The following is a 26,207-nucleotide window of genomic DNA, read 5'->3' as shown; positions in this document are numbered from 1 at the left end:
CGACAGCGGGCCAGGCCGGGCGGATCTTCAGCGCACGACTCCGGTAACCCGCACCCGGCGTTCGTCCCTGGGCGTCCGGGTCGGCGCCGGGCGTCGGCGCTTCACGGCGTCGTCGATGGCGTTCTTCGCGGCGATCAGCAGCCCGGTGATCAGAAAGGCGCCTGGCGGCAGCACCAGAAACAGCATGCCGCCATCACCCGGCAGGTGCAGTGTCCAATCACCGGCTGCGTCGCACAGCAGCAGGTCCATGCCGGCGAACAGGGTGCCTTGCCCCAGCAGTTCGCGGATACCCCCGATCAACACCAGCACCAGAGAGAAGCCGAGGCCGTTCATCAGGGCGTCGAACAGGGCCGGCTTGAGCGGTTGGCGGGAGGCAAAGGCCTCGACCCGAGCCAGGATGGCGCAATTGGTGACGATCAGCGGCAGGAAGATGCCGAGCACCTGGTAGAGCTCGTAGGCCAGCGCCGCCATGGCCAGTTCGACGCAGGTCACGAAGGCAGCGATGATCAACACGAAGGCCGGCAGGCGTACCTCAGGGCGTACCTGGTGGCGCAGCGCCGAGGCCGAGGCGCTGGCGCCGAGCATCACCCCCAGGGTGGCGATCCCGAGCCCCAGGCCATTGACCACACTGCCGGTGACGGCCAGTAGCGGACACAGGCCGAGCAACTGGACCAGGGCGGGATTGTTGCTCCACAGCCCCTTGATGGCGATGTCGCGAGCGTCGCTGCGGGTCATGGGCTGGGCTCCTGGTTACTGGCATCTGGCGTATCACGCGGCGACCCGGCAGCCAGCACCGCTTCGTTCACCGCCTGGATGACGGCGCGAGAGGTGATGGTGGCACCGGTCAGGGCTTCGATGGCGCCCTGCGGGGCCAGGTCGAGCTGGCGGCGCGCGAGGCCTTCGAACTGATCGACCCAGGGGCCCTTGCGGCGCTCGATGGCGTCGCCAAGCCCCGGCGTCTCGCGGTGATCGACGACGCGCACTGCCGTGACACGCCGCTGCGGTGTCAGTGCCACCAGCACCTCGACGGGGCCTGCGTAGCCGAGCGCTGAAGTGGGTTGCAGGGTGGCGAGCAGCGTGCCGCTTTCGTCCAGCGCCTGCCAGCCTTGGTCACCGGCCGGCGCCGGCACCAGCCTGGCGGTGCCCTGAGGCGCCAGGCTTTCCAGCAGGGCGTCCTGGTGGGCCTGGCGATTGGCCTCGATACGCCCCTCGCTGAGTGCCTGGGTCAGGCTGACCGCACCCAGGGTTACCAGGGCGAACAGGGCAAGTTTCACGGCCAGTGTTCGCGGAGCCGACGTGTTGCTATCAGGGCTATTCATCAGCGCAGTTTATCAGTGCTTTCCAAGTGAGGCGGTCGTCCATCAGCGCTCTTGACCAAGGCGGGTCGCTGGCTAGCCGTCATCGTTGTGCCTCCGGGTGGCTCGAGCATTCGATGGCCGGTCGGGCACCAGCTGGTCGAGCAGGGGGGCGGCGAGGTTCATCAGCAGCACGGCGAAGGCAACGGCGTCGGGGTAGCCGCCGTAGGCACGGATGATCATCGTCAGGGCGCCGATGCCGGCACCATAAGCCAGGCGTGCACGACGACCGCTGGCGGCACTGACCGGGTCGGTGACGATAAAGAAGGCGCCGAACATGGTCGCGCCCCCGAGCAGGTGGAAGCCGACTCCGCCGCTGGCCGACAGCCGATCGAACAGCCAGGCGAGCAAGGCCATGGAGGCGAGCATGGACAGCGGCAGGCGCCAGTCGATCAGCCGGCGGTAGAGCAGGTAAAGACCTCCGGCCAGCCAGGCCAGGGCGACGTTGCGCCAGGCCTCCAGCGCCGCTGGTGCCACTAGCTCGGCGAGGCTGGCGTCTGCGGCGCGATGGCGGTAGGCGTCCAGCGGTGTGGCACCGCTCAGCGCATCCAGTGCGGCTGGTGGGTGCTGGCCCAGCCAGCGTGCCAGCCAGGTCGAGGGCTCGACGGCGTCGGGGCCGAATAGCCCCGAGGGTGCGGGCCACAGGCTCATCTGGGTGGGGAAGGACACCAGCAGCAGGGCGTAGCCCACCATGGCGGGGTTGAACAGATTCTGGCCGAGCCCGCCGTAAAGGTGCTTGGCCACCGCCACGGCGGCAAGCGAGCCGATCAGGATCAGCCACAGGCTGGTGCCCGCCGGCAGCGCCGCACCCAGCAGTACCCCGGTCAACAGGGCGCTGCCATCAGCGATGGTTGGCGAGACGGGCCGCCGACGCGCCACCAGCATCATCGCCTCGATCAGCACACAGCAGGCCGCTGCGGTGATGACGTTGGTGACGACGCCAAGGCCGAAGAACCAGCTCTGGGTGATGAGTCCGGGCAGGCAGGCCAGCGTCACCCGACGCATCAAGGTAGCGCTGTCGTGTCCACGGCGAGCGCTGTCTGCGCTGGTGTGGCGGTGAAGGTGGCTCATGGCCGGGTTTCCTCCTGACGGGCGGCCTTGAGTCGTGCATCGGCGGCGGCGAGGTGCTGTCTGGCGGTATCCAGCTGAGTCTCGAGGTCGGCGAGGACATCCGCCGATTGCTGCTGCTGGGCGGCGCGCTCCAGCGCCTTCTCAGCCTTGCGTGCCGCGGCCTTGGCGGCTGCCTGGGCGATGCGCAGGCCACGCACGTCCGCGACGCTGGCGGTTCCTTTGGCGTCGGCTGAGCTATCCTTGGCGCTGCTTGCGTCGCGCTGCTGGCCGCGCCGGGTGGCGGCCTGACGACGGGCCTGGCGACGTGCTTCACGCTCGGCCGCCTCGCGCTGCTCGCGGGCCTGGCGTGCCTCGAAGCGGTGGCGGGCCTGGTCGGCCCGGTCGCTCTCGGCGCGCGCGATGCGCAGGCGCTGCTTGGCCTCGCCGAAGCCGTTGGCCAGCGGCAGGTGGCTGGGGCAGACGTAATCGCAGGCGCCGCACTCGATGCAGTCGAACAAGCCGTTGGCCTCGGCCTTGTGGTCTTCGCCTGCCTGGGCGTGCCACCACAGCTGCTGAGGGGCAAGGCCCGCCGGGCAGGCCGGCTGGCAGTCGCCGCAACGGATGCAGGGGCGTGCGGGGGGCGGCGTCGGCAGTTCAGTCGCGTCAGCGGCGATCAGGCCGTTGGTGGTCTGGGTGATGGGTTGGTCAAGCGATTCGATCGCCTGGCCCATCATCGGCCCGCCTTCGATCACCCGAGACAATCTGGCGCGATCGAGGCCGGCGTCCTGCAGCAGGTAGTCGATGGCGGTGCCCAGGCGCGCGGTGACATTGCCGGGGCGTGCCAGTGCTCGGCCCGCCAGGGTCAGGGTGCGCTCGATCATCGGCTTGCCGAGCGCCACCGCGTCGTGGATGGCCGCCAGGGTCCCGGGATTGTGACACAGCACGCCGGCGTCCACCGGCAGCTGGTCCGAGGTGAGACGGCGGCCCAGCAGGCGCTCGATCAGCTGGCGCTCGCCGCCGCTGGGGTAGCGGGTGGGGATCACCTCGAGTCGTGCCGGACAGGGCAACTCGTTTAGCCGGGCCCGCACGGCGCTGGCCGCCTCGGGCTTGTCGTCTTCGATGCCGATGACAATAGAGGCGGCCCCGGTGGCATGGGCCACCATTGCTGCACCGAGCAGCACCCGGTCGGTGTGCTGGCGCAGTGTCTGGTCATCGGCGCTCAGGTAGGGTTCGCACTCGGCGGCGTTGACCACCAGGGTATCGATGCCCGCCCGGCGTGCCGCGCGGACCTTGAGATGGGCCGGAAATCCGCCGCCGCCCATGCCGGCGATGCCGGCGTCGGCAATCCGTTGGATGATCTCGTCGGGGGCCGCGCCTTGCCAGTCGAGCGGCGGCAGCCAGTGGTGCTGTGAAGCGCCGTCGGCCTCGATCACCACGGCGGGCGGGTGTTGTCCGCCGGCGTCCGCCTCGTCGTGCATGAACAGCGCGCTGACGTGGCCCGAGATGCTGGCGTGCACCGGCAGCGCCAGATGGCCGACGGCGCGTGCCACTGGCTCGCCGGCACGCACGTACTGGCCTGGCTTGACGATGGGCTGGACCTCTCGCCAGGGCTGGTCGCGGCCATCTTCCAGCAACAATGTCACCCTGGCCGGTAGCGGCGGCGTGCGTATGCCCAGGTCACGGGTCTGCGACTTGCGGGTAGGGGGCAGCACGCCGCCAGCGGGCCGGGTACCCGCCGCCAGTGATCGCCAGAGCCGCTCAAGTACTGCCATGAAGCGTCTCCGTGGTGCGGTCGCTGGCGATGATGCCGGCGGTCCAGTGGGGTTGTGGCTCTCTTGGCAGCATGTCGATGCAGTCCACCGGACAGGGAGCGATACACAGATCACAGCCGGTGCATTCGTGTGCGATGACCGTGTGCATCATCTTCGAGGCACCGAGGATGGCGTCCACCGGGCAGGCCTGGATGCACTTGGTGCAGCCGATGCATTCATCTTCCCGAATAAAGGCCACCCGGGGGGTATCGTCGGCGTCGCCGTCGAGCGCCAGAGGTTCCCGACCAAGCAGTTCGGCCAACTCGAGGATGGTTGCCTCGCCGCCCGGTGGACAGCGATTGATGGCCTCTCCCTGCTCGACGGCTTCGGCGTAGGGCCGACAGCCGGGATAGCCACACTGGCCACATTGGGTCTGGGGCAAAAGGGCGTCGATCTGCTCCACCAGGCCATCCTCGCCGTCCTTGAAGCGACGGTTCAGCCAGCCCAGCAGTCCGCCGCAGACACCGATCAGTGCGACCATCAGGACCACGCCGACAAGACTCGTCAGGCTCATGGGGAGCCCCCGGTGGCAAGTCCGGTGAAGCCCATGAAGGCCAGCGACATCAGGCTGGCAGTGATCATGGCGATGGCTGCACCGCGAAACGGGCGCGGTACATCGGCGCCCGCCAGGCGTTCGCGCATGGCCGCCAGCAGGATCAACACCAGCGAGAAGCCCAGAGCGGCGCTGAATCCGTACAGCAGCGCATCGAAGAAGCCGCCGTCGCGACCCAGGCTCAGCAGCGCCACGCCCAGCACCGCGCAGTTGGTGGTAATCAGAGGCAGGAAGATGCCGAGCACCCGATGCAGCAGGGGGCTCAGGTGGCGGACCATGACCTCGGTGGCCTGGACTACCACGGCGATCACCACGATAAAGGCGATGGTGCGCAGGTACTCAAGATCCAGCGGCACCAGCAGATAACGGTGCAGCAGGTGACTGGCCGCCGATGACAGGGTCAGTACGAAGGTGGTGGCAAGGGACATGCCCAGCGCCGATTCCAGCTTCGAGGACACCCCCAGGAAAGGGCATAACCCGAGAAACTGCACCAGCACGAAGTTGTTGACCAGGGCGGTACTGACGAGGACGAGAAGAACGTCGGTCATGGAATGCACGAGGTAACGGCCGGCGGGCAGGGTCCCGCCGGCGCATGGGCGTGATGGAACCCCTTAGCTGACCCGCTGGCCGGGTTCTGCGCCACTGTGGGGTTCGAGCAGATAGATGCCGTCGTCGTTGCCAGCCGCCAGCACCATGCCTTCGGAAACACCAAAGCGCATCTTGCGCGGTGCCAGGTTGGCCACCATGACGGTCAGCTTGCCTTCGAGAGCCTCCGGCGAATAGGCGCGACGGATGCCGGCGAAGACCTGGCGGCTTTCGCCGCCGAGATCCAGCGACAGCTTGAGCAGCTTGTCGGCCCCTTCGACGTATTCCGCCTTGGCGATGCGGGCGATACGCAGGTCCACCTTGGCGAAGTCGTCGAAGCTGATCTCGTCGGCGATCGGCGTCTCGGCCAGCGGTCCCTTGGGCGTTTCCTTGAGCTTCTGTTCTTCCACCAGATCCTCCTTCGATGCTTCGATCATGGCATCGATACGATCGTTCTCGACCCGGGTCATCAGCGGCTTGAACTTGTTGACGGGGTGATCGCCCAGCCAGGTCTCGCGGCTGTTCCAGTCGAGGGTGTCGAGATTCATGAACAGTCTGGCCTGTTCGGCCATGGCCGGTACGACCGGGGCCAGGTAGACCATCAGCTGACGGAACAGGTTGATTCCCATGGAGCAGATGTCGAGCACTTCCTGCTCGCGGCCTGCCTCCTTGGCCAGCACCCAGGGGGCCTGGTCGGCGATGTAGCTGTTGGCCTCGTCGGCCAGTTCCATCACCTTGCGCATGGCGCGGCCGAACTCCCGCTGTTCATAGTAGTCGGCGATCTCGTCACCGGCGGCGATGAAGCGTGCCAGCATGTCCGGCTCGGCGCAGTGAGTCGACAGCTGCCCACCTCCGAGCTTCTTGACGAAACCGGCGCAGCGGCTGGCGATGTTGACCACCTTGCCCACCAGGTCGGCATTGACCCTGAGCGCGAAGTCCTCGAGGTTCAGGTCGAGGTCATCGACCCGGGAGGTGAGCTTGGCGGCGAAGTAGTAGCGCAGGTACTCGGGATTGAGATGCTCGGCGTAGGTCGCGGCCTTGATGAAGGTGCCGCGTGACTTGGACATCTTGGCGCCGTTGACCGTGACGAAGCCGTGGCAGTTGACTGCGGTGGGGGTGCGCATCTCGGCCCCGTGCAGCATCGCCGGCCAGAACAGGGCGTGGAAGTAGACGATGTCCTTGCCGATGAAATGGTAGACCTCGGCCTTTGAATCGCGCTCCCAGTAGCTGTCGAAGTCCAGCCCCTCACGCTCGCACAGGTTCTTGAAGCTCGCCAGGTAGCCGATCGGAGCGTCCAGCCAGACATAGAAGTACTTGCCCGGCGCGTCAGGAATCTCGAAGCCGAAGTAGGGCGCGTCGCGGCTGATGTCCCACTCGTTGAAGCCGGACTCGAACCATTCCATCAGCTTGTTGCGGATCTGCGGCTGGACATGGTCGTCCTTGATCCAGGCACTGAGGAAGTCGGCGAAGTCAGGCAGCTTGAAGAAGTAGTGGGTGGAGCTGCGGACTTCCGGGGTGGCGCCGGAGATCGCCGATACCGGATCGATCAACTCGGCAGGGGTATAGGTGGCACCGCAGGCCTCGCAGTTGTCGCCGTACTGATCCGCGGTGTGGCACTTGGGGCATGTGCCCTTGATGAAACGATCGGCCAGGAACAGACCCTTGACCGGATCGTACATCTGCTCGATGTCACGGGTGGCGATGTGCCCCTTGTCGCGCAGGCGCTTATAGATAAGCTCGCTGAAGTGGCGGTTTTCCTCGGAGTGGGTCGAGTGGTAGTTGTCGAAGGCCACGCCGAAACGGGCGAAATCCTGCTGGTGTTCGCGGGATACTCGGTCGATCAGCGCCTCGGAGGTGATGCCCTCCTGCTCGGCACGCAGCATGATCGCGGTGCCGTGGGCGTCATCGGCGCAGACGTAGTGGCACTGGTGGCCGCGACTCTTCTGGAACCGCACCCAGATATCCGTCTGGATGTACTCCAGCAGGTGGCCCAGGTGAATGGCGCCGTTGGCGTAGGGCAAGGCGCTGGTGACCAGAATCTGGCGCTTGTCGGGTGCGGTGATGGACATGGTGTGACGTGATATCCCGTTGAAAATCAGGCGACGATTGTAGCTAGGATCGAGGTCGTGTGCATCCGCTATCGTGCTTGGGCGCAGCCATGAAAAAGCCGTTGTGCAGACGGTGCATTGTCAGGAGGACGCCACCAGCAGGCCGACATGCTCAAGGCCTCGGTCCTTGAGGTGCAGCGCCTGGAGGCGGCTCATGACGCCCTGGTCACAGTAGAGGAGATAGCGGGTGTCGGGATCAAGCGCATCGCTGCGGGTCGCCAGTTCATAGAAGGGAATATGATCGACGGGGCAGGCGAGTGGCCCAAGCGGACGGCGCTCGACGTCGTCCGGGGGCCGCACATCGATGACCCGGGTCGCCGTTCGGGCGAAGTCGTGGAGCCCTCCAAAGGAGACTTCTGCCAGAGGCTCCTGGGAGGGTGCGCTGACGCCTTTGGATACTGGCGCATCGACAGGCTGGCGAGTGGCGCTGGCCAGGGCGCGATCCAGCAGGTCGGCCGGTAGTCCGGCCTCTGCCACCTGAAGTTCCTTCAGCGACGCCTTGACCCTGGGGCGGCTGGACATCCCGCCGCAGTACTCGGGCATTCGGCTCGACGCCTCAGCGGTAGCGATCCGGTGGGCTTCATCGATGATGGTCTGCTTGTCATCGGTCAGCAGCGGTCGCAACACCGGCAGGTGGCTGGCGCGGTCGATCAGGCCGAGATTGGTCAGTGTCTGGCTCGATACCTGGGCGATCGCCTCTCCTGTCACCAGGGCGGGGATGCGCGCGCGCTGCGCGACTCTTGCGGCGGCCTCGATCATCAAGCGCTTGAGCACCAGCGACACCAGGCCATCAGGTACCTCGCGACGCAGTGTCTCGACCACTTCCTCGAAGGGAACGGTGATGAAGTTGGCCTTATGGGAGGCGCTGTATCGTTGCCACAGGTCTCGGGTCAGCGCCTTGACCGCGCCTTCCTGTTCCTGTCCGCCAAAACGAAAGAGGACAAACTGACACTTGATGCCGCGCCTGAGCATCCGATAGGCCGCCACCGGGGAGTCATAACCCCCGGACATCAGTACCAGTGCCTCTCCCTGGGTGCCTAGTGGAAAGCCACCGAGGGCCGGCCCAAGGTCGACTTCCTCGATCAAGGTGTCGCCATCGATCCGCAGTGGCATCACTAACTCGGGGGTGCTCAGGTCGACCCTGGCATCAGCAGCGTGGGCGAGCAGCGCTGCGCCCAGCGCACGCTCTACCTCCACCGAACCGAAGTCGTGATGTCCCTTGCGCTTGACCTTGACCTTGAAGCGCTTGCCTTCGATGTCCGATGCCCGTTCGCACGCCAGTTGTTCGATGGTGTTCCGCCAGTCCCCAAGCGGCCTGTTACGTGTCCTGGCCGCGCGCTGAACGCCCGGTATCCGGGTCATGCTCGCTTCCAGTGCCAGACGATCGCCGCGAGAAAGCTCCCGCGGAAGTCTTACGACCAGATGGTCCCATTGGGCAACGACCTTGGTCTTGGGCTCCTGGCGCCTGAGTGCATTGCGCAGATTGGTGGCCAGGCAGCGACCCATGTGGCGTCTCACCGAGGCGGACTTGGTGGCGATGTCGGCAGAAAGGGAAAGACGATATTCCATGGTGTGAACGCCGAAACTACGATGTAAGAATAGTAACCTTGATCCAGATCAAGTTTGATGGAGATCTTCGAGATTCCGCCGACGGCAGGGGGGCGATCGGCGGGGGGCAGGAAAAAAAGAGGAAAAAATGCGTCAGTACAGCGCTTTTTCTTCCTGTACGACCTCTTTGAGAAGCTCCAGGAAGAGCCGGTCGGCTTCGGAGTGCTCCTCGGCGCTGTCAGGGATATGAATGCTGGTGGTGTCCGAGATTTCGTTGGCAATGTCGGCCATGACGCCACTATCGCTGCCACTTTCCAGGTGCCGGCGGGCGATCTCTAGAGAGGTCTCCAGGACCTTGGGGTCCTGCAGCAACTTTTTGATAAAGCCGGTCAATTCATTGATGACACGGGTTTTTTGAATTTCGGATGAGGCCATCGGTGACTCCTTGGCTAGGCGCTTGATCCAAGGGATTACGATAGCATGTTTGTGGACTGCTACGGGACAGGTTTGCGGTAGGGCGATGTTGTGGATTCTGTCAAGTGGTGCCTTGCCTGACCATGATGACATTGAATGACGAGATGTTACCGAATGTGTTCGAATGTGAGAGGATTGTAGTTGTAACAGTAGTTGTGGCTGGATGGGATGTTAGCAGCGTTGGGGAAGCGCTCGACAATCGGCGCTACAGGGAAACTGCTCGCCCATCCCGGGGATGATGAGAATGGTAGCGCCGAAGCAGCACGGCTGGTCCTGCAGAATCCGGGGTTGTTGGGCTAGTTCGTTGGTACTAGATTCAACTGTACTGGCTGCGGCCATTGATAATTAAGGGAACACGAATGAAAACGATCCGCCGAGAACCTCGCTCTTCCATGGTGCGGCCGCTGGTCAGTGCCATCGCATTGGCCTCTACGTCAATGCTGATGGGGTCAGGAGTCATGGCCCAGGACGCGCAGACATTGCCGCCTGGCACGACATCGCCCGGTGCGGCGACCCTGCGTGACGTCGTGGAGCAGACCATCAATACCAATCCTGAGGTGCTAGCGGCCTGGAATGGCTTCCAGGCGGCGGGCCACGATGAGCGGGTGGCCTTTGGGGGCTATCTGCCTCAGATTGACGTCAATGCAGGCGTCGGCCTCGAGGATCGTCAGAACGATCAACAGGGCAGCTACGACACCGACTATGTCGAGGTGACGCTGAACCAGATGATCTATGACGGCTTCGCCACCGCCAGTGAGGTCGAGCGTCTGAGCCGGGCAGAACTGGTACGCTACTACGAGCTGCTGGGGGCGAGTCAGGACGCGGCGTTGGACGCAACTAATGCCTATCTTGATGTTCAGCGTTACCGTCGCCTGGTGGGCCTGGCCCAGGACAACTATCAGAAGCACCTGGAGGTCTACCAGCAGATCGAGGCCCGCGCTCTGTCAGGTGCCGGTCGTCGTGTCGACCTGGAGCAGATCAGCGGTCGTCTGGCACTGGCCGAATCGAACCTGATCACCGAAGCCTCCAACCTGCACGATGTGTCTGCGCGATTCCAGCGTCTGGTGGGGGAATTGCCGCCGGAAGCGTTGGCGCCGGCGCCGACCTTCGCCGAGCAGCTACCCGCTGACGTCGCCCAGGCGTTGCAGCTAGCCTACGAGGGTAACCCGGACTTCCATGCCGCCATCGAGAACATCGAGGCCGCCCGCGCCGAGCGTGAAGGCACCAAGTCGCCCTTCCATCCCAGGCTTGACCTGGTGGGCCGCAGTGGTACCTACAAGGGCAGTGACACCGACGGCGACTTCATTTCCGACAATGATCATGAAGACCGTCACAGCATCGAACTGGTGGGTAGCCTCAATCTGTATCGCGGCGGCAGCGACCTGGCGTCGTTCCGCGCCGCCAGTGATCGCGTCGAGCAGGCGGTCAATCTGCGTGACAAGGCATGCGTCGACATTCGTCAGACCACCACCATCGCCTACAACGACACCCGTCGTCTGCGCGACCAGTTGGAATACCTGAACGAGCACCGTCAGACGACCGATCGCGTACGCGGAGCCTACAAGCAGCAGTTCGATATCGGTCAGCGTTCGCTGCTCGACCTGCTGGACATCGAGAACGAGTATTTCGAGGCGAGTCGTGCCTATGTGAACGCGCAGTATGACGTCGCTCTGGCAGATGCGCGCACCCTGCGTGCCACCGGTAGCCTGCTGGAGGTGCTGGAGGTGCGCAAGGATGGACTGCCAAGCCTCGCCGAGCTGGACAGCAACGGTGTGTCGATCACGCCGGATATCGTCTGTCCGGCGGTAGGTCCGCGGTCCTACAGCATCGAGGAGCTCACCGGCTCCACACGGGCTCCGGACGTCGTCATGCCTGCGGACGCTCTGTTCGAGATCAACAGCTACGTGCTGAGCGCGAGCGCCAAGCAGGAACTGAGTGCGTTGGCCGACCGTATCCGTGGCCGTAACGACCTGGTCCGGGTATTCATCGCTGGCCATGCGGACATCTCGGGTACCGATGCCATCAATGATCCACTGTCGCGTAATCGAGCGGCAGCGGTGGGCCAGTACCTGGTCAGTCAGGGCGTCAGTGCTTCGCTGATTGAAACCCGGGGCTATGGCTCGCATCGGCCTGTTCAGTCCAACGACACCGTCGAAGGTCGTCGCCAGAACCGTCGAGTGGAGATCACACTTGAACGCAGTGGCGAGAATCTGGACATGGGGGCATTGCCTGGTTCCGCCGGTGATGACAGTGTGTCCCTTGCCTGGGCACGAGGGGAACACGGTCGCGGCCTGGAGGGCTAGAAGCTCAGTGGATGATCGCGTCCTCGCTTCTCGGGGACGCCATTTCCCGGAATATGGATGCAACTGCCACGTTCTGGTCCTTGCATTGCCGCAAAGGAAGCCGTGACGACAGCAGGGATGATAGGCCGGGTCGCACGGAAAGGGCGTTCTGGTACAGCCATCGGCCGACAGAGAGGTTTACGTGGACGATTCACGAGTTGCGGATGAAGCAGAATTTACAACACCTGAAGCGCAGGAGCAGGACGAAGACAGAGGCCCAGTCAAGGATGAGTTGCTGGAAGTGCTGCTGTCGATTGCTCACTATCACGAGCATGATGTCAGTGCGGATTCCCTGACAGCGGGCCTGCCGTTGGAAGATGGCGCACTGACGCCAGGGATATTTCCCCGGGCGTCGGAACGTGCCGGGCTGACGGCGCGACTCGTCAAGAGTCGCCTCGTTCAGTTGAACCCTGCGCTATTTCCTGTCGTGCTGTTGCTGGAGCCGGGGCGCGCCTGCGCCTTGCTGGATATCGACGTCAAGGCGCGTACCGCGCAGGTGATTTACCCCGAATTGGGGCAGGCGTCGGTAGAAATCTCGCTGGACGAGCTTCACGAACGTTACAGCGGGACGGCGATCTATACGCGGCCGCGGTTCCGTTTCGACGCCCGGTCGAAGGATGTCAACGAGAAACGTTCTGGGCATTGGTTCTGGAGCGTGATCAAGGAAAACAGACGCCTTTACCGTGACGTGATACTGGGCTCCGTCGCCATCAACATCTTCGCCCTGGCGATGCCCCTGTTCGTTCTCAATGTCTATGACCGCGTGGTGCCCAATCACGCCACCGAGACGCTGTGGGTGTTGTCCATCGGTGCCCTGATCGTACTGGCATTCGACTTGACGCTCAGGTTGATGCGTTCGAGCTTTGTCGATCTGGCGGCCAGTCGAGCTGACGTCAAGCTCTCGTCGCGTATCATGTCTCGCGTCATGGGGATGCGGATGGAGGCCAAGCCTGCCTCGACCGGTTCCTTTGTCTCGATGCTGCAATCCTTCGAGTCGGTTCGGAGCTTTATCGGCTCCGCCACCGTGATCGCCATGGTGGACCTGCCGTTCGTTCTGATGTTCATCGCCATCATTGGCCTGATAGGACCTGCACTGGTCATTCCTATCGTGGTTGGCGTGCTGTTTATCTTGCTCTACGCCCTCGGTGCCCAGGGAAAGCTGCACGACTTGTCGGAAACCACCCTGAAGGTAGGGGCGCAACGTAACGCTACTCTGGTGGAATCGGTCTCCCAGCTCGAGACGGTCAAGACGCTGCGGGGCGAGAGCCGAGTTCAGGGGCAATGGGAGCAGGCCAGCGCCTTCCTTTCGCGTACCGGCGCTCAGCTGAAGTTTCTCGGAACCTCGGTCACCAGTATCGCCCAGTGGACCCAGAATACCGTCGGTATCTGCGTCATCCTTATCGGCGTCTATCTGATCATCGACGGCAATCTTTCCCAGGGTGGGCTGATCGCTGCCTATATGCTCTCGTCTCGTGCGCTGGCACCGGTCAGCCAGGCCGCCGCACTGCTGGCTCAGTATCATCAATCTGCCACGGCCCTGGAGTCGTTGGATAGAGTGATGGAAATGCCGGTGGAACGTGAGGAAAAGAGCTACATCGATCGTCCCGCCGTCAAGGGACTGGTGAAGTTCGACAAGGTTACCTTCCGCTACCCCCAGGCCGAGAATGACAGCCTTCGCGACGTCTCTCTGTCGATAGCACCAGGCCAGAAGGTGGCGCTGCTGGGACGAGTCGGCTGTGGCAAGACCACGTTGCAGAAGTTATTGCTCGGTCTGTACCAGCCGACGTCGGGGGCGGTACTGATCGACGATGTGGACATTCGTCAGTTTGACCCCCTGCAGTTGAGGCGACATATCGGCTATGTGCCTCAGGACGTGCGTCTGTTTTACGGCTCATTGAAGGACAACATCATCGCCGGTGCCGGCAGCGAAGGGGTGGATGATGATCTGCTGCTCAAGGCCATCCGTATCAGTGGGCTCGATGGACTCGTCAGCACACACCCTCAGGGCGTCGAGCTGCAGGTAGGCGAAGGCGGACAGATGCTTTCGGGTGGTCAGAAGCAGGCGGTAGCGATCGCGCGTGCCATCGTGCACGATCCGGCGATCTTGTTGCTGGATGAGCCGACCAGCGCCATGGACCACGCCAGCGAGGAGGCCTTCAAGCGCAACCTCAAGGATTACGCTGGGGGCAAGACGATGGTGGTGGTGACGCACCGCACGTCACTGCTGTCGCTGGTGGATCGTATCGTGGTCATCGACTCTGGCAAGGTGGTCGCAGATGGTGAGCGTGACAGCGTCATGGATGCGCTGCGCAAAGGCCAGATCGGGAGGGCCAGCTGATGTCCAGCAAGAGTGCCGAACAGAAGGGATTCGAAGGCGTCGGTCGCGTATCACGCAAAGGTGGCAAAGTCTTTCGCCCCTTTATCGACCGGTTGTTTGCGCGTCGCGTCAGCGCATCCCATCTCAACAGAGATTGGGCGAGCGACGCTGACTGGGCGCGAATGCAGCAGGATCCTCTGCGCGCCAGGCTGATGCTGTACATGGTTGTCGTAGCGATCATCTGCGTAATCGTCTGGGCCTGCTTTGCGCCGATCGATGAGGTGACACGCGGTAGCGGCAGGGTCATACCCTCCAGCCAGCTTCAGCGGGTGCAAAGCTTCGATGGAGGCGTGGTTCAGGAGATTCGCGTCAGCGAAGGTGATTTTGTTTCCACCGGCGATCTGCTGATGCGCATCGACCCGACGCGTTTTCTCTCGAACTTCAACGAGAACCGGGCGAAGGCGGAAACCCTGCAAGCCAAGGCCGAGCGACTGAGGGCGCTGGCTACCGGGTCGGACTTCTCTCCGTCGGAGGCATTGATCGAGCAGGCGCCCAATATCGTCTCCCGTGAGCGCGAGCTATACCACAGTAGTCTGGAAACGCTGGATGAGCAGAAGCAGATACTGCAGGAGCGACTGGCACAGCGCCGGGCGGAGCTCAACGAGGCGACTGCGCGTCGCAACGCAGCCAGTCGCGAGCTGAATCTTGCCAGTCAGGAACTCAACATGACGCGCCCTCTGCTGTCCAGCGGGGCGGTCTCAGAGGTTGAAGTGCTGCGCTTGCAGCGTGAGGTCTCCAGGGCGAGTGGTGAGCGCAATCAAGCGACGGCTCAGGTGTCGCGGCTGGAGTCGGCGATTCAGGAGGCGCTGGGTGAGCTTCGCGAGGTCGATGCGAAGGCGCGCAATGAGTGGCGTCAGGAGCTGTCGGCGACCCTGGGTGAACTGTCGGCCCTGGACGAGTCCAGCGAGGGGCTTCAGGACAGGGTGCGTCTCTCCGAGATACGCTCGCCGGTCGATGGTGTCGTTCAGCGTCTGGCGATCAATACGATCGGCGGGGTGGCTCAGCCCGGTCAGGAGGTGGTCGATATCGTCCCGACAGACGACGCCCTGGTGGTCGAGGCCAAGATCGCGCCGCAGGACATCGCGTTTCTACGCCCGGGCCTGCCTGCGACCATCAAGTTGACGGCCTATGACTTCTCCATCTATGGCGGGTTGGATGCCCAGCTGGAGCACATCAGCGCCGACACTACTACCGATGAAGAGGGAAACACCTACTATCGGGTTCGAGTGCGAACCGAAGACAGCGCTGAAGCCGAAGCGGTGGATGTCATCCCGGGCATGACCGCTCAGGTGGATATCCTGACCGGCAAGCGAACGGTGATGCAGTTCCTGCTGAAGCCGGTACTGCGCGCCTGGGGTAACGCGATGGGAGAGCGGTGATGACTCGATACCTGGTCTACCAAGGAAGTAGCGAGGTACCGCGCTGGAATGATGCCTTCAGTGAACTGGAAGTGGTCGCTCCTCACAGTGTCATCGATCATGCCGTCAAGGGCGATCTCGCCTGGGTAGTGGTTGAAGGCGGCGACTGGACGGGACTGTGCACGCGTTTGGCCAGCAAGGGAGTGCTGGTGTCGGTGCTGTCCTTCAACCCGCATTCCGCAGAAGCGTATGAAGCCTTCACCGCTGGCGCCAGGGGCTATGTCCACGCGCTTTCTACCCCCGAAGTGCTGCGTCAGGTCGATGTCGTGGTGAGGCACCGGGGCATCTGGCTTTGGCCCGAGTTGATGGACAGCCTGGTGGGCGGTGTCTTCAAGGCCATGGGTGGGGCGCCTGCCGTGCACCACGACTTGCTGGAAGGTTTGACCGAGCGCGAGAAGGATGTTGCGCTGGCTGTGGCGGAGGGCCAAAGCAACAAGCTGGTGGCGCGAGAGCTCGGTATTACCGAGCGAACCGTCAAGGCCCATCTCGGGGCAGTCTTCCGCAAGTTGGGGGTCAAGGATCGGATGCAGTTGATCCTGCGCCTCTCCAGGGATCGTTGACGGCGAAAGAAGTGGTCATTACCGCGCGACAGTTTAAAGGGGGCTTTTTGCCCCCTTTTTCTGTGGTAGAACGGTTGATCTGATGTCGTCAAGTGCTGGCGTCTCGGTCTCTGCACCTTACTCCGGAAATAGAGCCCTGGAATAGTGCCGTTACTTTTCGGTCTGGGAAAGTCGTTAGTTGAAGTAAGAGATTATCTTTATATTTTGCAATAAACACTTCTTAACTGTGCATTTGTGGGTTGTTCCGATGGAGAACTCTCCCACTTGACCTACTAGACAGTATCGCCCGCACGGGGCCGCCCCTATTTTCTGTGGAAACCCAATAAGCAGAAAGCACGGGGCTAAACCCATGAATATCATTGCTACCGCAGGAAGTGTGTGGATTGTCGAGCAGGCAGGCGAACAGCGGGTGGCCAGGCCCGGCGATGTGCTGCAGCCAGGCCAGCGACTTGTCGCCGGAGATGACGGGCGAGTGGTTGTTTCGTCAAGTTCCGGACAGCTACCGCTGGTGCTTGAATCAGGCGAGACAATGGAAATGCCGCTGGGCCAGGGCGACGCCCAATCGTTTCCCTCAGATGAGTTGCTTCTTGCGCAGACTGTCCCGTCCGAGTTGATTCAGGCTTCGCTGCTGCAGGACGAGCAGTTGGAAGAAGTGTTCGAGGTGCTGGAATCGGGCCGGGACCTCTTCGATGTCTTCGACGAGCCTGACGCGGGTCCGGGTGCTGGCCCCGGCAACGACAATGGGCATTCTTTCGTCCGTCTTTTGCGTATTCTCGAGCAGGTTTCTCCACTCGCCTTCGAGTACGGCCTGGACTCGTCCGATGGACAGGAACCCCGACTATTCCTGGGAGATATCGTCGATGGCGACAACCCTGGCGAGGAGGGGGGCGAAGAGGAAGAAGACAACGATGTCAGCCTAGGCGGCTTGGAAGGTGGTCCAGACGGCTCCGGTATAGACCCAGACGCTGGTGATCTTCCGGGGGGGCTGGAAGGTGCCGAGCTCGTGGTACGAGAGTCTGCGCTAGCCCAGGGTAGTCGTCCATCGGCGGACGCCTTGGCGCAGTCCAGCAGTTTCAACTTCGACACTCCCGATGGTCTCGGCGCGCTGACGTTGGGAGGGACGCTCTCCTTGACGCTGGCGGACCTTCAGGCCCTGGAGGGGACTCCCAGGTCCCTCGATACGCCCCATGGCATCCTCTGGCTTGATGGTTTTCAGGGTGACGCCACTGGCGGGACCGTGCTTTACCACTTTGAGCTGACCAATACCGTCGACAATGACGAGACGCAGGGGGCCACCGATGGCGGCTTCCTGGAGCAGATCGAAGTGACGGTGACGGATTTCGATGGTGACGGCCGCACTGCCAGCCTGGATGTGCTGATTCTCGATGATGTTCCCGGCATCGAGCTGGGCGGTCCCGCCGAGGTGGGGGAAGGCAGTACCATCGAGGGGAGCTGGAGCGCCGTCGATGGTGCCGATGGTGTGGCCAGTCTCGTTGTGTCGGTCGCTGGCATTGATGAGTCCTTTGCGCTGGGACAGGAGATCGTGCTCGAGGAAGGACGGTTGATCGTGGAGGCTGACGGAAGTTGGTCATTCACCGCTGCCGTCGGACTCGATCAGGGAGCATCACCGTCGGTGGAGTTCAGTCTGGTACAGACCGACGGAGACGGTGATCAAGCCGATGCTCACCAGCGTATCGAGATCTTCGACGCAACAGTCCCGACCACACCCACGGATGGCGGTGATCCGGATGCGGCACCGGCCGAGGTGGTGCTCGATGAGGATGGCCTGGATGGCGGTATCCCCGGCGGTGATGGCGATGTCGCGGGCGAAGCCACGGTCATCACCGGTGTGCTCGGTTACGACTTCGGCGACGACGGGCCGGCAGTCAGCGGCGCCTTTGCCTGGTCGCAGGTGGGTCTGCCGGCGTTGAGCTCCAGCGGTGAGGTGCTGAATTTCGCCGTGTCGGATGATGGCCTGAGCCTGGTGGCGGCCACGGCAGAGGGCGAAGAGGCGCTGCGCATCACCCTGACAGACCTTGCCAGCGGAGCCTTCGAGGTGAGCCTGCTGCGTCCGCTCGACCATCCGGAAAATTCCACCGAGGACGATCTGGCCATGTCGGTCGGCTATACCGTCGCCGATATTGACGGTAGCGAGGCTTCCGGCCAGCTCGACATTCGCATCGATGATGATACCCCGGTGGCGTCGGTGACCACGGGGAACACCCTGATCGACGCCAACGCCAGCTCAGGCGTTATCCAGGTGGCCGAGGGCGCCACCGTCGAAGGCAACTGGTCTATGAGCCCCGGCGCGGATGGACTCTCCGTCATCGACGTACTGATCAATGGGGCGCCCCTGAGCTTTTCCAGTCTGCCTGGCAGTGACGAGCAGACCACGTTGACCCTGGCGCAGGGCGACCTGACCCTGAGAGGTGACGGTAGCTGGTCCTTTACGGCAGCCAGCGGACTCGACAACAGTACGCCGCAGAACGTCGATGTCGTGCTTCGCGTGACCGATGGTGACGGTGACGTCGTCGAACTGGATATCAGTGGCGAGATCCTGGATGCATCGGGGCCCACCACCCCAACGGATGGCGGTGATCCGGATGCGGCGCCTGCCGAGGTAGTGCTCGATGAGGACGGCCTGGATGGCGGTATCCCCGGCGGTGATGGCGATGTCGCGGGCGAGGCCACGGTCATCACCGGTGCGCTCGGCTACGACTTCGGCGATGACGGGCCGGCAGTCAGCGGCGCCTTTGCCTGGTCGCAGGTGGGTCTGCCGGCGTTGAGCTCCCGCGGTGAGGTGCTGAATTTCGCCGTGTCGGATGATGGCCTGAGCCTGGTGGCGGCCACGGCAGCGGGCGAAGAGGCGCTGCGCATCACCCTGACAGACCTCGCCAGCGGTGCCTTCGAGGTGAGCCTGCTGCGTCCGCTCGACCATCCGGAAAATTCCACCGAGGACGATCTGGCCATGTCGGTCGGTTACACCGTCGCCGATGTTGACGGTAGCGAGGCATCCGGCCAGCTCGACATTCGCATCGATGATGATGCGCCGGAGGGCATCGTCTCGGAAGCTTTACTGCTTGAAAATGGCAGCACTGGAGAACTGGCACTTCCGGGCGGGTATGGTGCGGATGGGCAAGGGGCCCCGATCCGCTTCGACGGTGCGCTGGATGGGGCGCCGGTGGAAGACGTCAATGGCAACACCATCATGTTGGATGGCGGACCACTGTCCTGGAGGCTGGCCGACAATGGGGTCGAGCTGGAGGCGGTGACAGCCACCGGACAGGTAGGCTTCAGCGTGGTGCTGGATGAATCAAGCAATCAGGCCCGTCTCGTTGTCGGGGAAGGTGAGCTGTCTGTTTTCACTCGGCTTGATGGTGACATCGTGGCGACCGCCATTTCGCAGAGCGCGACCCAGGGTGTGCTGGATGTCTCCGAGGGCGGTCTTGATTCGCAGCTGGTGTTCTCCGCGGTGGCCGGCGTTGCGATTGCCGACGGATCACTCATCGTCGGGGCGGGACAGATTGATGAAGGAGACCAGCTGCGTGTCGATATGGTCGCGGGGGCCGAGGAAACCGGCGGTGTGGTGTCCTGGGACTCACATGTGCGCGTCGGCGAGTTTCGCCAGAGTATCTCGATGGCTGGCGCTGACAACGCGCGAGCCACCCTGCTGCTCAGCGCCCGGGCCTACTCGTCACAGCAGGGGGAAGATGAGCCTCTGCCGCTGTCGGCCGGGGACCTGCGCATTCTCGATCAACGGGGCGTGGATGTGACGTCGGAGGTTCAGATCGATGTCATCGATGGGGATCTCAAGGTTGAAGGCTTGCAGGATGGCTGGTCGTTTGTCATCAACAGCGCCGAGGGCATCCAGGCCATCATCATCGAAGGCGGGAACGGTGAACCCTTTGGGCTTGGCAGCGTCGACATCGTCCGTGGGGCTGCGCCAGGAGACGCATCGGTGCCGCTGCCCCTCGAGGCTGCCGATGGCGACGGTGACAAGGCGTCCGGTGAGCTTTCCTTGATCCTGTCAGGCCCGGGTGAGCTCGTGGTGAGCAACAATGCCAACAATACAATCACCACGGGTGGGGGCGACGATGTCGTCATCGCGGACAAGGGTGGGGCAACGATCATCATCGACCCAGCAGGCAACTATAACCTCTCCTTTATTCTCGACTCGTCGGTCAGCATGAATGCAGAAGTCGATACGCCCAGGCCGGATGGATCGGGCAACTATACCCGCCTCGAGCTGCTGAAGGCAGCAATGCTGCGACAGCTCGAGACCCTGGCAGACTTCGAAGGTACCTTGAATCTTCAACTGATCGATTTCGACGGCGTAGCACGAAATCCTGTCGTGTTCGAAGACTTCAGTAGTGCTGACCTGGCTGCGGCCAGGGCCTATATCCTCGGTATGGAAGCCAAGGGATCCACCAATTTCGATGCAGGCTTCGTTGCCAGTACGGACTTCTTCACCCGCATGTCGGATATCAACAGCTTCGAGTCAACGGCGGTCTTTGTCACCGACGGGCTACCGACAATCTGGCTGGACGAGGATGGCAAGCTGGTGATACCCGAACCGCTGGAGCCCGGTTCTCTTGTGGCGGTGGAGGAATCGGTGGCGTCCTTCGAAGCACTGCTCGAAGTGGCTGATTCGGTCCACGGGATCGGCATAGGGGAAGATAGTCTGGTTGATTACATCCGCCATTTTGACAATACCGACATCCTGGCGAGTGACGTCGAGACTGCGTTGGAAGACGGCAATACCTATACCGGCTCCGCCGGTGAGATCAACGTGGTCAACACCGAGGAAGATCTGAATCTTGCTCTTGATACGGGGTCAAGTACCTCGGATCTAGAACCCTTGGGGAGTGACCAGGTGTTTGCCGGGGCGGGGGATGATCTTGTATTCGGTGACACGGTCAACTCCGATGATCTCGAATGGGTTAACGGCGATTCCGGGGAGGAGTTTTCATCGGGTGAGCACAATGGTGTAGGTTATGAAGGCCTCTATGAGTTTCTGAAGTGGTCTCCCGATTTTGGTAATGGCACCGCGCCAACGACTGATGAGGTCAAGGCGTATGTTCTGGCCAACGTAGATTCACTGATGAACCTTGAGCGCCAGGACGGTGGTATCGATGAGCTATATGGTGAAGAGGGCGATGATGTCCTGATAGGCGGGGCAGGGCAGGATGTTCTGGTGGGCGGTAAAGGAGATGATGTTCTGTGGGGAGGCCTGGATAGTGATCAATTTGTATGGGATGCCGCAGACGCCGAGGTCCCTTCTGTTGATCGTATCGAGGACTTCACTCTCGGAACCACCGATCAAGCTGACAAGCTCGATCTGAGCGGTCTGTTGATCGATGGCGCTGCGTCGGACCTGTCCAGCTATCTGGTGGCTGTCGACGAAGGCGAGGATATTCTCCTGAAGATCAAGACCGATGGCGGGATTGACGCGTCCGGGAACAACGCTGATCTGACCATCGAACTGGGCGGCCTCGGTGTGGCCGGAAGTGGTGAACAGGTGCTGCAGCAGATGCTTGATGATGGACAATTGATCGTCGAGTGACGATGCGTTTTGCAAAAGGGCCTGGCGATGCCAGGCCCTTTTTGTATGCGTCAGTTCACATTCGAGTATCAACAGCAGGACTTTCCTTCAGAAGCAGCCAGTGATGGCTGTGGTGGTCCGAGCGAAGCCGGGAAAGGAGGCATGATCCAGCTGCTGACGCTTTGTCATGTTTTGCTTTGCAGCTTCGCTATTTCTTCCTTCGTTTGTGCGAGGATTGTTCTTTAGTACGGTGCGTGTGCTCCCTTGCCTGTCATTTTTAGTGTTGTATGGATGAAATCGCATTAGGGACAGGTAAAGTGTCATGGAAGATGCCGTAATCGTCGCCGCTTCAGGTGGCGTCTGGATAAAAGACGCCGAAGGAAATCTGAAGGTGGCCTTGGCGGGAGATCGCCTTGAAGAGGGGAGTGTTCTGGTAACAGGGCCGACGGGAGTGGCTCGAGTAGATAGGGGAAAGGGCCTGCTCGACGAGCACAGCCTGCCCAAAGGTATCGCCGGCGGTCCCGGCGACGCCCCGGGAACCGAGGTGGTGAACACCGGCTGCAACGACAGCGCGAGCGCCAACCTCGGGTTCGACGCTGGGGCTGATGGTGCTGCCGTGCAGGGTGCTTTCCGCTGGGATCTCGACGGGCTGCCTGAGTTGACCAGCCGAGACTCTCCAGTCGAGTTTGTGGTGAGTTCAGACGGCTACACCGTGATGGGCAATGATGCTGATGGCGAGCGGGTCCTGACCATTAGTCTGGTGGATGCCGAGGCCGGTGATGTGGTGGTCTACCTGAGCAAGGATGTCGACCACCCGAAGGGCGGCCAGGAAAGCGATCTGTCGCTCGAGTTGGGCTACGCCACTACCGACAAGGATGGCTCGACAGTGAGCGGGACGCTTGAGGTGGTGATCAATGACGATACGCCAACCATCACCGGCATCGATCCGGAGGGCTTCGGGGCCGCGATGGCAGGGTCAAGCCGAGCAGCCGCGCTACCGCTGTTGGCGGAAGAGGATGAGCTGGCCTGGAGTCTGGGAGAGCCTGCGTCCAGCGCTGACAGCTCCTACGCCACTGCGGTCGATGTCTTGGGCAATATGCTGGATCTAAGAGAGTTGCTCGAAGACATTGGTGATCTGGAAGGTGGTGAAAAGGTCCTGGCCATCGCAGATGGCGAAGACACCGTGGTCCACGTGAAGCTCGATGGAGGGCTCTTGCAGGACGGCAGCAATGCGGATGTTCAGGTGACGCTAACGGGGGTGTCCATGGACGGAAGCAGTGACGACTTTCTGGTCAGGCTGCTGGAGAGTTCACAGCCGGATATCGGTTGAGCGAGTGGCAGCACGCCCGGCTGTAGCCGGGCGTGCTGTCAGGATGACGGCAGTGCTTTCTGGCGAGACAGAGTTGTCAGGCCGGCTGCTGTCGGTCAACGGCAGGTTGCGGTGACGCCAGCCGTTGCACCATTGCCGTCACCATACGGCTGGAGTGATCAGCCGCCTGCTCGAGGAATTCCTCGAAGGACAGGTGGTTGTCACCTTGCCCGGCGATATCGGACAAGGCGCGAATCACCACGAAGGGGCAACCGTAGAGGTGGCAGGTCTGGGCAATCGCGGCCGCCTCCATTTCTGCCGCCAGCATGGTGGGAAAGCGGTTGCGGGTGCGCGAGACAAGATCGGGGCACGCCATGAAGACGTCGCCGGTCGCGATCAGGCCCTCGACCACCTTGACCTCAGCCATGCCTTCGACGCAGTCCCGTGCCACCCGAACCAGGCGTTCATCCGGGAGATAGGCCGCCGGCATATTGGGCACCTGGCCATGTTCGTAGCCGAATACCACCGCGTCGACATCGTGGTGGCGCACCTCGCTGGACACCACCACGTCGCCGATCGACAGTCCTTCGCCGAACCCGCCTGCGGAACCCGTGTTGATGATCGCCTCGGGCTGGTAGTTGTCCAGCAGCAGCGTCGCCCCGATGGCGGCGTTGACCTTGCCGATCCCGGATTGCAGCAGTACGACCTCGACCCCATGCAGGCGGCCGATGTAGAAGGTGGAGCCGACGTGGGTGCGGGTCCTGACGTCTTCCAGCTGGGCCGCCAGTTGGGCGACTTCCTGCGCCATGGCTCCGATGATGCCAATGCGTTTCATGCGATTCCTCTTGAGGTGGAGCTTCGGCTCAGGCGAAGACCTGGTGCCACTCGTCACGCTTGGCCAGCAGGCCTTTTGCCAGCTCCTGGGCGCCTTCCAGGCTGTGGGATGCGGCCCAGCCACACTGCATTTCGTTGCAGGCAGGAACTTCGGTCGCTGACAGCACGTCGTTGAGCGTACCCTCGATCAGTGCCAGCACGTCGTCGTAGTCGTCGTGGTTGATCATGGCGATATAAAAGCCGGTCTGGCAGCCCATGGGGCTGATATCGACAACCTTGTCCGAGTGGTTGCGCGACAGCTCGGCCATCAGGTGCTCCAGGGAGTGCAGGGCAGGCATCTCCATGTGCTCCTTGTTGGGCTGGCAAATCCGCAAGTCATACTTGTGGATGCGATCGCCGTTGGCGCCGGTCTTGATATCTGCCAGACGCACATAGGGGGCGCGAACCTTGGTGTGGTCGAGGTTGAAGCTCTCGACATTCATCTTCTTGTCGCTCATGGAGTGTCTCCGTGATCCTGTGTTGGATGGGCGCGATGCTACGTCAATTGAGTCCATCACGCATGGATGTCGCAAGTGCAGGTTCAGCCGTCGGGAGTTTCGCGATGCTGGCCGTCATGAATGTCTGCGGCCATCAAGGTGTTTTCCAGCAGGCTGGCTACCGTCATCGGGCCAACGCCACCCGGGACCGGTGTGATGTGACCTGCACGTCGGGCGGCCTCGTCGAAGTCGACGTCGCCCACCAGGCGCCCATCTTCCTGTCGATTGATGCCCACATCGATGACGATCGCGCCGTCACGTACCCATTCGCCTTTCACCAGTCCTGGTTTTCCGACCGCAACCACCAGCAGTTCCGCCTTGCGTACCTGGGCCTCGAGGTCACGGGTAAAGCGGTGACAGACGGTGGTCGTGCAGCCCGCCAGCATCAATTCCAGTGCCATCGGCCGTCCCACGATATTGGAGGCACCGACCACCGTGGCGTCGAGGCCTCGCACCGCTAGACCCGAGTGATGCAGCAGCGTCATCACGCCCTTGGGGGTGCAGGGGCGCAGCAGCGGCAGACGTTGGGCCAGCCGTCCCAGGTTGTAGGGATGGAAGCCGTCCACGTCCTTGCTTGGCAGGATGCGCTCGAGGATAGGGCGAGCGTCCAGGTGGTCGGGCAGCGGAAGTTGAACCAGAATGCCATCGATGGATGCGTCGGCGTTGAGCTGGTCGACCAGGGCTTCGAGCTCTGCCTGTGATGTGGAAGCGGGCAGGGCGTGTTGAACAGATGAAATACCCGCCTGCTCGCAGGCGCGATGCTTGTTGCGTACATAGACGTGGGAGGCGGGGTCTTCACCGACCAGCACCACAGCAAGCCCCGGGATGCGTTCTCCGGCATCGATCCGCGCCTGTACCTGACGGGCGACCTGCTGGCGTACTGTGGCGGCAATGGACTTGCCATCGATGAGCTGGGCGGTCATGGGGTTCCCTCGGTCAGAAGTGGGTGTGCTGGATGAAATTGGCGGCCACGGATTTTCGCACGCTCCGCCATCCAGGCAAAGCTTGAGCCCGAATGACAACAGGAATGTCTCGGTAGCCTGTTGACTTGGCGGGAAAGTTCCGTAGAATACGCAGCGCTTGCAGAGACTGCTTCGGCGGTTTGCATGGCCGAGCGGCTGGCCGGCGGGGTGTAGCGCAGTCTGGTAGCGCGCCTGCTTTGGGAGCAGGATGTCGGGGGTTCGAATCCCTCCACCCCGACCACAACAGCTTGTTGGAGAAGGAGTTTTTCTCGAAAAGCGGGTTGTGGTGAAGAGTTCGGTTCTGTAGAATGCGCCTATAGCTCAACCGGATAGAGCAACGGCCTTCTAAGCCGTAGGTTGCAGGTTCGAGTCCTGCTGGGCGCGCCAGTGAAGTTTGCTGGTAGCTGCTTTTGACAGGCTCGGGCAAAGGTTGTAGCGGTATTGTCCTGATATGGTGGATGTAGCTCAGTGGTAGAGCCCCGGATTGTGGCTCCGGTGGTCGTGGGTTCGATCCCCATCATCCACCCCATTCAGGCGATGCAAGTGTGGTCAAGCCCGAACGTGGGTTCGGTAGCTGACAGGTTGTGGTGGATGTAGCTCAGTGGTAGAGCCCCGGATTGTGGCTCCGGTGGTCGTGGGTTCGATCCCCATCATCCACCCCATCAACCTGATTCCTTCCCCGAGTTTCTTTCTTGAACAAGTCGTTGTCGAATCTGAAGCTGGCAGGCAAAGTTGCTTGTCCGGCGTTTTGTCGTGCCTGTGTTTCGCCCTCGGCGGCGGTCGTGTCGTCATTCGGTGGCCACGAATTTTCCGATAGCCCCTTGTAAAAGACATGCCAGGCCC

At 62.3% G+C, this 26,207-nt stretch carries 18 protein-coding genes and 4 tRNA genes; 10 read left to right on the top strand and 12 right to left on the bottom strand.

The genetic code is table 11. From position 1 onward, the window contains the following. Positions 1-27: 27 nt before the first annotated feature. The 9 genes from NFH98_RS10495 to NFH98_RS10455 form a co-directional block, all read right to left on the bottom strand. On the bottom strand, positions 28-735 hold the full coding sequence (locus NFH98_RS10495) for an electron transport complex subunit E (RefSeq protein ID WP_348826440.1): 708 nt from the start codon (positions 733-735) through the stop codon (positions 28-30). Then, positions 732-1,274 carry an RnfABCDGE type electron transport complex subunit G gene (locus NFH98_RS10490; RefSeq protein WP_348826439.1) on the bottom strand — a complete coding sequence of 181 codons (543 nt, stop codon included), beginning with the start codon at positions 1,272-1,274 and terminating at the stop codon, positions 732-734. The genes NFH98_RS10495 and NFH98_RS10490 overlap by 4 nt, the downstream gene beginning before the upstream one ends. Before the next feature lie 117 nt (positions 1,275-1,391). Continuing rightward, positions 1,392-2,426, bottom strand: coding sequence for an RnfABCDGE type electron transport complex subunit D (locus NFH98_RS10485; RefSeq protein WP_348826437.1), 1,035 nt, complete (start codon positions 2,424-2,426; stop codon positions 1,392-1,394). Next, entirely contained in the window at positions 2,423-4,177 is a 1,755-nt protein-coding gene (gene rsxC, locus NFH98_RS10480) for an electron transport complex subunit RsxC (protein WP_349622651.1), read from the bottom strand. Before rsxC ends, NFH98_RS10485 begins: the two co-directional genes overlap by 4 nt. Further along, on the bottom strand, positions 4,164-4,730 hold the full coding sequence (gene rsxB, locus NFH98_RS10475) for an electron transport complex subunit RsxB (protein WP_222569481.1): 567 nt from the start codon (positions 4,728-4,730) through the stop codon (positions 4,164-4,166). Before rsxB ends, rsxC begins: the two co-directional genes overlap by 14 nt. After that, a complete protein-coding gene (gene rsxA, locus NFH98_RS10470) occupies positions 4,727-5,317 on the bottom strand; it encodes an electron transport complex subunit RsxA (protein WP_045994778.1) in 591 nt (196 codons plus the stop codon). The genes rsxB and rsxA overlap by 4 nt, the downstream gene beginning before the upstream one ends. A 63-nt stretch (positions 5,318-5,380) precedes the next feature. Further along, positions 5,381-7,423 (bottom strand): methionine--tRNA ligase, encoded by a 2,043-nt coding sequence (metG, locus tag NFH98_RS10465; protein ID WP_045994777.1) that lies wholly within the window; start codon positions 7,421-7,423, stop codon positions 5,381-5,383. 120 nt (positions 7,424-7,543) lie between these two features. Then, on the bottom strand, positions 7,544-9,031 hold the full coding sequence (gene thiI, locus NFH98_RS10460) for a thiazole biosynthesis protein (protein ID WP_348826433.1): 1,488 nt from the start codon (positions 9,029-9,031) through the stop codon (positions 7,544-7,546). A 132-nt stretch (positions 9,032-9,163) separates the two neighbouring features. After that, complete coding sequence (locus NFH98_RS10455; RefSeq protein ID WP_045994775.1) at positions 9,164-9,445, bottom strand: hypothetical protein; 282 nt, start codon at positions 9,443-9,445, stop codon at positions 9,164-9,166. Between the two features lie 398 nt (positions 9,446-9,843). Here NFH98_RS10455 and NFH98_RS10450 point away from each other — a divergent pair, with 398 nt between their 5' ends. From NFH98_RS10450 to NFH98_RS10425, 6 genes are all read left to right on the top strand, one after another. After that, on the top strand, positions 9,844-11,787 hold the full coding sequence (locus tag NFH98_RS10450) for a TolC family outer membrane protein (RefSeq protein WP_249742783.1): 1,944 nt from the start codon (positions 9,844-9,846) through the stop codon (positions 11,785-11,787). Positions 11,788-12,058: 271 nt separating this feature from the next. Next, positions 12,059-14,164 (top strand): type I secretion system permease/ATPase, encoded by a 2,106-nt coding sequence (locus NFH98_RS10445; protein ID WP_108133366.1) that lies wholly within the window; start codon positions 12,059-12,061, stop codon positions 14,162-14,164. Continuing rightward, positions 14,164-15,582 carry an HlyD family type I secretion periplasmic adaptor subunit gene (locus NFH98_RS10440; RefSeq protein ID WP_045993760.1) on the top strand — a complete coding sequence of 473 codons (1,419 nt, stop codon included), beginning with the start codon at positions 14,164-14,166 and terminating at the stop codon, positions 15,580-15,582. The genes NFH98_RS10445 and NFH98_RS10440 overlap by 1 nt, the downstream gene beginning before the upstream one ends. Further along, positions 15,582-16,181, top strand: a complete 600-nt coding sequence (locus NFH98_RS10435) for a helix-turn-helix transcriptional regulator (protein ID WP_045993759.1) — start codon at positions 15,582-15,584, stop codon at positions 16,179-16,181. The genes NFH98_RS10440 and NFH98_RS10435 overlap by 1 nt, the downstream gene beginning before the upstream one ends. A gap of 349 nt (positions 16,182-16,530) precedes the next feature. Next, entirely contained in the window at positions 16,531-21,744 is a 5,214-nt protein-coding gene (locus tag NFH98_RS10430; protein WP_349622650.1) for a retention module-containing protein, read from the top strand. 301 nt (positions 21,745-22,045) lie between these two features. Continuing rightward, positions 22,046-23,053, top strand: coding sequence for a DUF5801 repeats-in-toxin domain-containing protein (locus NFH98_RS10425; protein WP_349622648.1), 1,008 nt, complete (start codon positions 22,046-22,048; stop codon positions 23,051-23,053). Between the two features lie 76 nt (positions 23,054-23,129). On the opposite strand, the gene mtnN is transcribed toward NFH98_RS10425, so the two are convergent. The 3 genes from mtnN to folD all read right to left on the bottom strand — a co-directional run bounded on the left by mtnN (position 23,130) and on the right by folD (position 25,325). Next, the gene (mtnN, locus tag NFH98_RS10420) at positions 23,130-23,867 is read right to left on the bottom strand and encodes a 5'-methylthioadenosine/S-adenosylhomocysteine nucleosidase (RefSeq protein WP_045993756.1); all 738 of its coding nucleotides are present in this window, start codon (positions 23,865-23,867) and stop codon (positions 23,130-23,132) included. Positions 23,868-23,895: 28 nt separating this feature from the next. After that, positions 23,896-24,363 (bottom strand): S-ribosylhomocysteine lyase, encoded by a 468-nt coding sequence (locus tag NFH98_RS10415; protein WP_108133369.1) that lies wholly within the window; start codon positions 24,361-24,363, stop codon positions 23,896-23,898. Between the two features lie 83 nt (positions 24,364-24,446). Further along, positions 24,447-25,325 carry a bifunctional methylenetetrahydrofolate dehydrogenase/methenyltetrahydrofolate cyclohydrolase FolD gene (folD, locus tag NFH98_RS10410; protein WP_045993754.1) on the bottom strand — a complete coding sequence of 293 codons (879 nt, stop codon included), beginning with the start codon at positions 25,323-25,325 and terminating at the stop codon, positions 24,447-24,449. A gap of 203 nt (positions 25,326-25,528) precedes the next feature. Between folD and NFH98_RS10405 the strand changes: the two genes are divergently transcribed. The 4 genes from NFH98_RS10405 to NFH98_RS10390 all read left to right on the top strand — a co-directional run bounded on the left by NFH98_RS10405 (position 25,529) and on the right by NFH98_RS10390 (position 26,026). Then, a tRNA-Pro gene (locus NFH98_RS10405) sits at positions 25,529-25,605 on the top strand. A 69-nt stretch (positions 25,606-25,674) separates the two neighbouring features. Continuing rightward, positions 25,675-25,751 (top strand) — tRNA-Arg (locus tag NFH98_RS10400). 67 nt (positions 25,752-25,818) lie between these two features. Continuing rightward, a tRNA-His gene (locus NFH98_RS10395) sits at positions 25,819-25,893 on the top strand. Between the two features lie 58 nt (positions 25,894-25,951). Then, positions 25,952-26,026, top strand: a tRNA-His gene (locus NFH98_RS10390). Positions 26,027-26,207 lie beyond the last annotated feature (181 nt).

The sequence above is a fragment of the Halomonas sp. H33-56 genome, assembly GCF_040147035.1.
GTDB lineage: Bacteria > Pseudomonadota > Gammaproteobacteria > Pseudomonadales > Halomonadaceae > Halomonas > Halomonas litopenaei.
The sequence above is the reverse complement of the archived record's forward strand: the minus strand, read 5'-3'. Positions and strand labels throughout refer to the sequence as shown.

What these genes read in the sequence shown, in the direction of transcription:
- rsxA (WP_045994778.1), bottom strand. Translation starts at nt 5,317, where the DNA reads ATGACCGACGTTCTTCTCGTCCTCGTCAGTACCGCCCTGGTCAACAAC.
- mtnN (WP_045993756.1), bottom strand. Translation starts at nt 23,867, where the DNA reads ATGAAACGCATTGGCATCATCGGAGCCATGGCGCAGGAAGTCGCCCAA.
- NFH98_RS10430 (WP_349622650.1), top strand. Translation starts at nt 16,531, where the DNA reads ATGAATATCATTGCTACCGCAGGAAGTGTGTGGATTGTCGAGCAGGCA.
- NFH98_RS10415 (WP_108133369.1), bottom strand. Translation starts at nt 24,363, where the DNA reads ATGAGCGACAAGAAGATGAATGTCGAGAGCTTCAACCTCGACCACACC.
- NFH98_RS10435 (WP_045993759.1), top strand. Translation starts at nt 15,582, where the DNA reads ATGACTCGATACCTGGTCTACCAAGGAAGTAGCGAGGTACCGCGCTGG.
- NFH98_RS10485 (WP_348826437.1), bottom strand. Translation starts at nt 2,426, where the DNA reads ATGAGCCACCTTCACCGCCACACCAGCGCAGACAGCGCTCGCCGTGGA.
- NFH98_RS10455 (WP_045994775.1), bottom strand. Translation starts at nt 9,445, where the DNA reads ATGGCCTCATCCGAAATTCAAAAAACCCGTGTCATCAATGAATTGACC.
- folD (WP_045993754.1), bottom strand. Translation starts at nt 25,325, where the DNA reads ATGACCGCCCAGCTCATCGATGGCAAGTCCATTGCCGCCACAGTACGC.
- rsxB (WP_222569481.1), bottom strand. Translation starts at nt 4,730, where the DNA reads ATGAGCCTGACGAGTCTTGTCGGCGTGGTCCTGATGGTCGCACTGATC.
- NFH98_RS10440 (WP_045993760.1), top strand. Translation starts at nt 14,164, where the DNA reads ATGTCCAGCAAGAGTGCCGAACAGAAGGGATTCGAAGGCGTCGGTCGC.
- NFH98_RS10450 (WP_249742783.1), top strand. Translation starts at nt 9,844, where the DNA reads ATGAAAACGATCCGCCGAGAACCTCGCTCTTCCATGGTGCGGCCGCTG.
- NFH98_RS10425 (WP_349622648.1), top strand. Translation starts at nt 22,046, where the DNA reads ATGGAAGATGCCGTAATCGTCGCCGCTTCAGGTGGCGTCTGGATAAAA.
- thiI (WP_348826433.1), bottom strand. Translation starts at nt 9,031, where the DNA reads ATGGAATATCGTCTTTCCCTTTCTGCCGACATCGCCACCAAGTCCGCC.
- rsxC (WP_349622651.1), bottom strand. Translation starts at nt 4,177, where the DNA reads ATGGCAGTACTTGAGCGGCTCTGGCGATCACTGGCGGCGGGTACCCGG.
- metG (WP_045994777.1), bottom strand. Translation starts at nt 7,423, where the DNA reads ATGTCCATCACCGCACCCGACAAGCGCCAGATTCTGGTCACCAGCGCC.
- NFH98_RS10495 (WP_348826440.1), bottom strand. Translation starts at nt 735, where the DNA reads ATGACCCGCAGCGACGCTCGCGACATCGCCATCAAGGGGCTGTGGAGC.